The following is a 9,707-nucleotide window of genomic DNA, read 5'->3' on the forward strand; positions in this document are numbered from 1 at the left end:
AACATGTTCACTAATATGTGCACCTTTTGTGCATAAGGAACCCACCTGACCTGTTTTTACGCCAAATTCAGGCCATCACGCACACGATTACGCACACGACGCACACGACATTCCAAAGCCTTAGCAGAGCAACCCTCACGCTGCGCGAGCGCGGCGGCGTCGGTGTAGTAGGCGATGAGCAGGTCGGATTCTTCGGCGGTGATGATGCCTGCGTTGAGGGCGTCGCCGAGGAGGCGGTCTACGGCTTCGGCGGCGGCGGTGCGGTTGGTGGTGGTGTCGGTGAAGGTGAGGGGGGTGTGGGTGGTGGTGGTGTCTTCGGTGTCGATGGGGTGGGTGTAGGCGTCCTTGAGGCGGGTGACGATGCGTAGGAGGCGGTAGAAGAGGGGGCCGCGGACTTTTTCGGTTCGGTGGAGGGGATATTTGCGGATGGCTTCGAGGGCGGCGCCTGCCAGGATGCTGAAGGCGTCTTCAGCTTCGCCTCGGTGGGTGAGGATTTGCATGATGGCGTTTTGGCGGCTCAGGCGCAGGATCCAGGGGATGGTGGACTGGGTGAGGATGCGTTCCATGATGGTGTCGCCGGTGAGTGCGCGGGTGATGGCTTCGTGCCAGATGGCGTCTTGTGCGGGGCCGGGTGCGGTGGTGAGCAGCAGGTGCAGGACGTCGGCGGCGAGCATGGGTGCGTCCTGGAAGAGGACCATCTGGCCGCTGGTGGTGGTCCAGTCTCGGTTGAGGGTGTCGATGATGGTGGTGTTCATCAGGGGGGTGGTCATGGTGGTCTCCTCAGTGAGGTGTGGTGTGTGGTGGTTTCCTTTCTTCTAGTAGGCAAAAGTGGGTCTGGATTTTTGCCTGGGTTTGGGGTGGGTGGTGTCTGGGGGTGGGTCTGGTGTTGGTGGGTGTTTTGGCTTGTCGGTGGGGTTTTTAAATTTTTTTTGTTTTTTTGGGGTGTGGGTGAGGTGTGTGGGGGTTTGTTGGGTGCCTTTATTGGTGTGACTGTTAGTTTTTGCACCTGTTGAGTTAGGACCTGTTGATGCCCGCTTCGGATGACGTTTTGGCCCGTAGTTTGGATGATTTGTCGGCGATGGCGGCTGGTGAGGATGCTCTGGTTGAGCGGATTATTGATTTGCTTGATCGGCCGTTTAGTCAGTCTGCGCAGCAGGCTGCTGCTGCGTTTTTGGCTAGTGATGAGTTGCGGCGTGCTAATGCTGCGGCGAAGCGGGTGATGAGTGGTTCTGATGAGGAAGGTGAGGTGTCGGAGTGCTAAAGAATCTTTTGCGGCGTGAGCATCAGGATGTTGATGATGTTCAGGATCAGCCGGTTCAGGTGCCTGAGAAGGAGCCTGTGAAGAAGGGCTTGGGTGCTCTTTTTGGCAAGAAGAAGCCGAGGGGGGAGTCGGAGGGTACTCCGTTGGATCCTCCTGTTGGTGGTACTGCTGCGAGCAGGTTTTTGACTTACGGCATCATGGGGTGCGCGTACGGGTCGGTGTGTTTGGCGTTGTTTATGGCGTGCACGGCGATGGGTACGGCTTCTGAGGCTCAGGAGTCTGCGCAGGCTTCTCGTCCTGAGGCGGTTTCGGAGCTGAATATTACTGACACTAGTGCTGAGGCGAAGGCTGTCGGTTATGTGCAGGCGTGGTTGGAGGCGACGAATACTGAGCATGCCACGTTGGATACGTATGTGACTGTTCCGGTGAATTCTCAGGCTCCGACGGAGGCGCGTGGTTTACGTGCTGCTGGCTTCACGAAGTCTGGTGATTTGGTGACTGTGCGTGTGACCGGGGATGTGAAGACCACCGTTGCCTCTGATGTGAAGGGTGAGGAGCCTAAGAGCATGTGGGTTCAGCGCTGGTGGCAGGTGGTGCTTCGGACGGATACCTCGTCTGGGACTTTGTCGGTGGTGGGTCTTCCTGCTCCGGTTGCTGCCCCCGGCGCGGTGGCGGCTGATACGACGTTCGAGTACCCGAAGCAGGTGGGCGATCCGGCAGCGAGGGCGGCGGTGCAAGAATTCTTGACCGCTTACCTTGCAGGCTCCGGTGAGGTGAGCCGGTACACCGCACCGGGTAGCAGCATCACGGCTGTTACCCCGGCGCCGTACACGAAGGTGCTGGTGCAGAACCTGAACGCCACTGATGAGATGTCGGCTAAGACAGCTGCTAAGGATGGTACTGAGGTTCAGGTGCTGGTGACGGCTCAGCTTGATCAAGGCGCTTCGTCTCAGACGTCCACCTACTTTTTGACCATGGCTTCCCGCGCAGGGAGGTGGGAGGTCAAAAGCATTGATACGACCCCGAAAATTTCCTAACTAAACCAACCCAATTATTTGATGTATCCGAAAGGGAAAACTCATGGAACTGTTTACTCTAGCTCTTGCAAACCTGCCTTTGGGCGCAGCTGACTTCTTCAGCTGGGTCTCTACCACTACGGCAAAGGCTGATGTTGCTATCAAGGCTGTGATTACCACCGTCGCTATTGGCTTCGTTGGTTACATGGTTTTCAAGAATGGCTTCACTATCCCGAAGGCTATTGGTGCCGGTGCTGTTGCTGCTGTCATCTGGTGGCTGGTCATGATGAACGGCATCGTGACTATTGCTGGTTGGTTCGACACCTTCACTAAGGGCGGCGCTTAAAAGCGCACCCGCTACGCCTGCCACAACACCCACACCCCACGTAAAAACCTCTGATGAAAGCGAGTGCATCCGATGAAGAATCTTGATGATGACGTGTATGTCGGCAAATTCTTCACCCGTGCGATGAAGATCCCCATGATGGTTGGTCGACTCATCGACGGCACCCGCCTGTGGGGCGGCCCCTATACGGTGCCGCAGCTCATTGCAGGGTTTATTGCGTTGTTGGTGTTGTGGCAGGCGTTCGCCTGGTTCTTCTCCACCGGCTTCATTCTCACTGATGCGATTTTGGTCGTTATGGGTGCGTGGGGAGTTGCCTATATGACGGGCCGAATCCCAGAGTCCCGCCGCAATCTCTTCAACGTGTTGACCTCAGCGGCATCAGCGACCACTACTTCAAAAACCGGCCTCTACCGGGGTGTCCCTTTCAAAATTCAGCAGCCGAAGCTGCGCCGCCCCTTCAAAACCGAGCAGCAATGCCAACAGATTGCCGATAAGAAACGGCAAGAGAAGATGCGAGCGCTGCAACAGCTGGATGCTTCATACGGAGCCCCCGTACCCGCACGTCCAATCACCATTACTTCCCCTACTGCTTCTTCCGGTTCGGTTGCGCCGCAGGCTACAGGTCAAGGTGCTGTCCGTAAATCTACGCTAGAGAACATTCTGGCGGCTCGAAACAATACCCCTTAACGACGTACAGAGATAGAGAAATATTATGGCAGCTTCCACTCGTAAGAATCCCCTTCTGTGGGGTCGAGAGAATATTTTTGTTACTCAGCATGGTGTTGCGCATGCGATTTTTGCGTTGACTGGTCTGCCGTATGGTTACGCGTTGACTGACGATAAGGTGGCTGCTCGTGCTGCGCATCAGAGTCTTTTTCAGGGTTTGCGTGGTGAATATACTATCTATTCTTTTGTGGCTGATACTGATCCGGTCAGTATTTATAAGTCGATGATTGATGGTATTGATTTGGGTGAGAATCCTGGGTGGGCGAATGAAGCGAAGCTTACTTTGGAGAAGCTTGAGCGTACTCCTTCTGGTGAGCGTTTGTATTTCATTACGGTTCCGCTTTCTACGTGGTCTCAGCCGATTAATCGTTTTAAGGATGCGGCGTGGGCGGCTCATCAGCCGGTTCAGTCTCATTTGGGGTTGCCGGTGACGACTCCGTCGGAGGTGATGTTTGGTCGGTGGAAGCGTCGGGCGCGTGAGTTGTCGATGCGTATTCCGTCGGTGTTTCGTCCGGTGCCGGTGTCGATGAAGGCGATTCAGTGGATTTGGGATCATGCTCAGATGCGCGGTATTGGTGATGAGGCTCCGTATCCGTCGGATGCGAGGATTACTTCTACAAATCGTGCGGATTCGTGGACTAATTTGCGGTCGTTGCCGGAGCCTTTGCTGGATGAGGGTGGCATGTCTGATCTTGAGGGTGCTGCTGCTCGTATGGAGGCGTTTAAGCGTCGCTATTTGAAGGTTGAGCATCCTGATGCGGCGCCGACGTATCAGGCGCAGATGATTATGTCTTCTACTCCTGTGGGTGGTTTTACGTTCCCTGGTGGTGAGTTTTTGGAGGTTATTAATCGTCTGCCGGTGGACTGCGAATTTGTGTTGCGTATTAATGTGCAGTCGAAGACTCAGGCGGCTCGAGATAGTGCTGCTAGTGAGAAGAATATTGCGGACCAGTATTTTCAGCATGATGGTTCTGGTCGGATGATTTCTGGTGGCCTGTCGAAGTTGGCTCAGTCTACGAAGCTGTTGGAGGAGTTCACGGAGAGTCTGAATGCTTCTGACCGTGAGGTGAAGGTGAATGCGTCGCTGATTTTTTCGGTCAGTGGTGATTCTCCTGAGCTGGTGGAGGAGAAGGCTCTGCTGGTGCAGGATTTTTATGCTTCGAATGAGTTTTTGTTGGATGCTCCGGTGGGAGATCAGCGCAGCTTGTGGTGGGATATGTTGCCGGGCACGGTTGCTTCCACTATTGCCAATGAGCTGACTCAGGTGACGACTGGTTTTGATTTCAGTATTGGTGTTCCCTTGGTGGAGACCCAGTTGGGTGAGGACCGGGGGTTCTTGATTGCTGAGAATCTGTCTTCTGGTCGTAATACGCCGGTGTATATGGATCCTGGTGCGAACGCTGAGGCGGATATGTCTGGTTCCTTTGGTGCTGTTGGTGAGCTGGGTTCGGGTAAGTCTGCTTTCTTGAAGACGGTGGCTGCTCACACGATTAATCGTGGTGGTCAGGTGCTGGCGGTGGATAACTCTGAGAACAAGGAATGGGCTGCTCTGGCTCAGGCGATGACCGATACGGTGATTATGGAGTTTAAGAGTCCCCGCTTTTCTCTGGACCCTTTGCGTGTTGCTGCTGCTTCGGCTGAGGTCGTTGAGCGTGTGATGCGTGAGATGGGTGAGGATGAAGAGGACATTAGGAAGCGTGTGAAGGAAGTGAAGAACGAGGGTAAGAAGCAGGTGTTGGACCTGTTTTCGATGTTGTTCTCCATGAATTCCAGTAGCCCGGTTGGTCTGATTATTAGCCGTCTTCTGAGTGAGGATAATAACCCGTACTTCCATGAGATTACCTCGGTGTCGAAGCTGCGTGATGCGTTGGCTACCGGTAGGGGAGTGCCTGAGCATTTGGCGAAGGAGGCGAGGAATACGGCGTTGATGCTCGATACGGTTGCTGATAGTAGCTATGTCGGGTACCTGTTCGATGATTCGTTGCCTCTGTTGGATATGGATGCTCCGGCAATTATCTTTGCGACCCATGGTCTTGATTTGCCGTCTGAGAGTGATTTGTCCACTGCTGAGATGCGTCAGCAGATGACGTTGACGAAGAAGATTGCGTATATGACGTATGGTCATGTGGCTGCGACGGCGTATTCGATTGCTACTCGTGATGATCGTCGTGATTCTTTGTTCTTGGTGGATGAGGCGGCGCACCTGACTGCTTCTCCGGAGGCGTGTCACCGTGTTGAGGAGATGATTCGTCGTGGCCGTAAGCATAAGGCGGCGATTGGTTTGGGTTCTCACTCTGCACGAGATTTCGGTACAGAGGTGATTCAGGGTCTGATTCCGCATCGTTTCTTGTTCCGTACGGGTGATGCGAAGTTGGCGAATGTGAACCTGTCGTGGCTTCAGGAAGGCTATGACGTGGTTGAGTACCGTGAGTTGCTGGCTGGTTTGTCGCCGAAGGATGATCTAGAGCGTCGTGGTGAATGCGTTTACCGTGATGTGAACTCTCGTATCGGCAAGATCAAGATTCAGTTGCCGTTGGACCCGAAGACTCGTAAGGCGACGCTGACGACTCCTCCGAAGAAGAGGAACCTGGTAGCTCAGCAGCAGAAGGTGCAGGCCTCTGGTGCTGGTGCGTTGGTTGGGGTCTAGCTCTTAGGTCCCTGTTGGACTGTGTTATTGATTGGATTTTTCTCATGATTTCGTTTTTGAGGCAGTATCAGAGCCCTACCGCTGTCTTGGTGCAGTGGTGGTGCTTCTTTGCTGCGCGCCGCCCGCGCACTGCTTTGGCGCTGAAGGTCATGGGATTGTATTTGATCTTGGCGGCAGTGACGGACCCTGTGGTGCATGCGGATGAGGCGAAGAAAAGTAGCGGTGGAGATGCTTTCACCCTGTTTCTGGATACCTCGAACCTGAAGGATAAAGAGGGTATCGAGCTCAACCGCTACTCCACGTTGCCGTTGGACCGTGGTGATGCCTTCACCTTCAACAAAACGATTATTGCGAACATCGTGGATTTCATGTGGGGTATGCACTACGGCATGGTCAGTCTGGCGCTGTCTTTGTTGCATTATGTGTTGTCCTTCGAGTGGCTGGATTGGTTGCTCTCTCCGTTTATGTTCATCGGCTCCCAGGTGGCGCCGCTGATGGAGCGTATGCACATTCAGCCGCTGATTCTCACCCTGGCAGCTTCGGTCTTCAGTGTTGCGTTCTTCATGATGCGTCGCCGTGGTGCGGCGTTGGCAGAGTTGGCGATTATCTTGGCGGTTGTCTCGCTTATTTCTGGTTCTGCTCTGGCTAATCCGACCGCTAAACTTCGTGAGCATACAGGTGATGACGGATCTAAACAGACTGGCTGGCTGCTGAATTCGACTACGTGGGCTTCGGATATTGCTTCTGAAATTTATCTGCACGATAAGAAGAAGGAGCAGGTTGAGGCCAGTGGTATGGGGCAGGGTCTGACGAATCAGAAGCCCCAGGACATCATTACCCGTTCTCTGGGGTCGGTGCTAGTGCGTGAGCCCTACCAGGTTGTTGCCTTCGGCCAGAACCTGGATGGTAAATGCAAAAACGAGTTCAACTCGATGGTCCGAGACAAGGACTACAAGGACGTGGCCAGCAATGATCGCCGTGATGCTATCACCAGCTCTGGCGGATGTAGCGATACGAAAAAATGGGTCGATAACCCTGATTTGTATCGCGCTGTCCTGCTGGCGACATACACGTTAGGTGCCTTAGCTCCGCTGTTTCTAGTTGCTGTCTTTATCGTCCTGATTTTCAAGTCAGTGTTTGATGCGTGCGTGAATGCTCTGCTGGCTACCGTCTACGCCTGGTACGCCATGCTGCCGATGGTCGATAGGAAGAAGTTCTTCCACCGTGCAGTAGGCACCTTCTTCGCTTGCCTTCAGGTGGGCGTACTCATCGGCGTGCTGATTTTGTACCTGTATATTCTGGAGCAGTTCTACGATGCGACCGTGAAATGGGCACCCATTTTGCGCAGTATCGTCATGGCGGTGCTGATCTTCCTCCTTGCGAAAAAGAGCTGGGAATTCTTCCGTGATCGCGGCCTGGACGGTAGTGGTCTGGCGGAGCGTTTGTCTCAGATGGGTTTGAAGGGTTCTTCTGGTGCGGCGATGCCGGTGCGGTTTGCTGGTGCGCCTGCCGCGTTTTCTTCGCATGCGGTTTCTGCTCCGAGTATCGGCGGCGGTTCTGGTGCTGGTGGTGCGGTCTCTGGCATGGGTGGTGCCGGTGGCGCTAAAGCGGCTGGTACCGCTGCTGGTGGCTCTAGGAAGTCGAAGCTGTTGGCTCCGATTCGTTCCTTCAGGGCGAAGCAGCAGCCTGCGTATGCCGCTTCGGGTGTGCCACAGAATCATGCGGCAATGCGCCAGTATATGGGTCCGGCAACGACGAAGCACTACCGTTCGGCAAGGAATTTGAGTCGTAAGGGTAGGGCGTTGAAGTACGCCGGTACTGCGGTGGCTTTGGTTCCGGGTGGTTTTGCTCCCGGTATTGGCATGCGTATTACTGGTGCTGCGATGCAGCACCGGGGTGAGCATCGTATGCGTAAGGTGGAGAGCGAGTACGCTTACCCGACGTTCTCGGTGTATGACCAGTTGCGTCAGTCTGAGGAGGATTTGCGTAGGCGTAAGGAGCAAGAAGAGCAGGCTGAGCGTGAGCAGAAGGAGAAGAAAAAGAAGAAGAGGAAGAAAGATAAGAAGGACTAGGTAGGTCTTTTTCTGGTTCTTTCTTGAGAGTGCGGGTCTGGCAGGTGTCTGTCGGGCCCGCATTTTCATTACCCCCCTTTTTCGTATATGTGTACTAGAGATATATACTTAGAACCACATTCACCGACGAGAGAGACGACCACGATGACCCCCGTTCTTGAATCCGTAACCTCAACGTTGTGCACCACGTTGCGAGCGCGCTTACGTGTTGCGGTGCAGAAGGTTCGCATTCGTGGTGAGGAGGGGTCTGCGCAGTCGGTTTTGCTGATGGTTTTGGTGCCTGCTTTCCTGTTTGCCATGGGTGTTTTGTTGGTGGATATGGGGGCGAAGAATTCGGCGCAGTCGCAGGCTACTGGTGCTGCTCAGTCGGTGGCGCGTATTGTGGTGGCGGCCGGTGCTGGTGATTATGGAAATGTTGATCAGGGGCGCATGATTTCTGAGGGTAATCAGGCGCTGGCCGCGTTGGGTATGACCGGTAGTATTTCGATTGATGCGGCAACTGGTACGGTGACGGTTCGGGCGTGCAAGAGTGCTCCGACGAAGTTTGCGTCTTTGGTGGGTGTGAATGAGGTGCGTGGTTGTTCAGAGGCGAATGCGCAGATGTATACTTTGGGCAACGACGGACAGAAGATCAAACTGTCGTAGTCGTGTGGTTGTGACAGCGTGCCATGTTTCCCGGTGATTTTAGGAGATGTGGCACGCAGTCCTTTTTTGTGCCCCAAAATTTTTTAAAGCCCTGCAGTGGTTTCTGCGGGGCTTTTTTCGTGCAGATGGGGAATCTATCGTCTTTGGCGTAAAAGTGGCTTAGAGGTGCCTTCTGGGGCTTCTGGTGCGGGGTTTTGGTGGTGTTTGTCGGGCTTGAGGGGGTGCGGCGTGGTGTTGGTGGGGTGGATGTTGGCGTCATCGCCTGCGCCTAAACCTGTCACCCTCTAAAAAGCTGCTAGACGGCTGCCTACCGGGCGAAAAAGTAAAAAACGTCGGATTACCCACTTGAGGCATGAAAAGCTCTTACAGGGCCCATAGAGAGCCTCTAGGGATGGCTTGCGTCTTTAGGGTGATACCCCAGAAGCAATCCTGGGCTTTGAAAAGTCGCATCCTCTTGGCTGCGTGCCCGCACCCGCAGCACATGCGCCCGCGATTAAGAACAGAACGCCCGCACGCTTAAAAACTCAAGCCAATCGTAAGCATTTTAAGAACCAAAGAATTCAGGAAAAGGTGAGCAGATATCTGAATCATCGATTCAGGTGAGCACACCGACCTGAAGCCCAACGATCGAAAGTGAGTGGTTGTCGTCCTGGAGCGCATCGAGCGAAGCGAGAGAGCACCAGGGCTTGACACCACGAACGAAGATCGTTGGGCCTTCGGGGGGAGGGGGTTTGGGGGAACCCCGCGAGAGGGGTTCCCCCAAACAGTCCGAGCGATAGCGAGGTCCTTGGGCCGCCGCACGGCGGCATAGCCATGGGGGAGGGGGCGCGGCGACTGAGCAGCCCCATTTAGGAAATAATCATTTAGGAAATACCATTTAGGGGGGCACAAAATGCACTGTGCGCAAATATGGGTTTGACATGGCATTATGATGCATTTTTCGGCCTCTTTTTTTGAAGGTATTGGGTACGAAATGTCCCCCCTATTGGGTACG

At 54.4% G+C, this 9,707-nt stretch carries 8 protein-coding genes; 7 read left to right on the forward strand and 1 reads right to left on the reverse strand.

Annotated elements, in window-relative coordinates; translation table 11 throughout:
• Window positions 1-56: 56 nt before the first annotated feature.
• Entirely contained in the window at window positions 57-770 is a 714-nt protein-coding gene (locus HMPREF2942_RS00005; RefSeq protein ID WP_070687772.1) for a hypothetical protein, read from the reverse strand.
• A 257-nt stretch (window positions 771-1,027) separates the two neighbouring features.
• On the opposite strand from HMPREF2942_RS00005, the gene HMPREF2942_RS00010 reads away from it, so the two are divergent.
• The 7 genes from HMPREF2942_RS00010 (at window position 1,028) to HMPREF2942_RS00040 (ending at window position 8,713) form a co-directional block, all read left to right on the forward strand.
• On the forward strand, window positions 1,028-1,261 hold the full coding sequence (locus HMPREF2942_RS00010) for a hypothetical protein (protein ID WP_070687775.1): 234 nt from the start codon (window positions 1,028-1,030) through the stop codon (window positions 1,259-1,261).
• A complete protein-coding gene (locus tag HMPREF2942_RS00015) occupies window positions 1,255-2,298 on the forward strand; it encodes a conjugal transfer protein (protein WP_141755571.1) in 1,044 nt (347 codons plus the stop codon). Before HMPREF2942_RS00010 ends, HMPREF2942_RS00015 begins: the two co-directional genes overlap by 7 nt.
• A 43-nt stretch (window positions 2,299-2,341) precedes the next feature.
• Window positions 2,342-2,623 carry a hypothetical protein gene (locus HMPREF2942_RS00020; protein ID WP_070505684.1) on the forward strand — a complete coding sequence of 94 codons (282 nt, stop codon included), beginning with the start codon at window positions 2,342-2,344 and terminating at the stop codon, window positions 2,621-2,623.
• A gap of 72 nt (window positions 2,624-2,695) precedes the next feature.
• Window positions 2,696-3,310, forward strand: coding sequence for a hypothetical protein (locus HMPREF2942_RS00025; protein ID WP_070687781.1), 615 nt, complete (start codon window positions 2,696-2,698; stop codon window positions 3,308-3,310).
• A gap of 25 nt (window positions 3,311-3,335) precedes the next feature.
• Window positions 3,336-5,996, forward strand: coding sequence for an ATP-binding protein (locus tag HMPREF2942_RS00030; RefSeq protein ID WP_070687784.1), 2,661 nt, complete (start codon window positions 3,336-3,338; stop codon window positions 5,994-5,996).
• A gap of 44 nt (window positions 5,997-6,040) precedes the next feature.
• The gene (locus HMPREF2942_RS00035; protein WP_070687786.1) at window positions 6,041-8,068 is read left to right on the forward strand and encodes a hypothetical protein; all 2,028 of its coding nucleotides are present in this window, start codon (window positions 6,041-6,043) and stop codon (window positions 8,066-8,068) included.
• A gap of 144 nt (window positions 8,069-8,212) precedes the next feature.
• Complete coding sequence (locus tag HMPREF2942_RS00040) at window positions 8,213-8,713, forward strand: hypothetical protein (RefSeq protein WP_070687790.1); 501 nt, start codon at window positions 8,213-8,215, stop codon at window positions 8,711-8,713.
• Window positions 8,714-9,707: the final 994 nt, after the last annotated feature.

This window comes from Rothia sp. HMSC071C12 (genome assembly GCF_001813895.1).
GTDB lineage: Bacteria > Actinomycetota > Actinomycetes > Actinomycetales > Micrococcaceae > Rothia > Rothia mucilaginosa.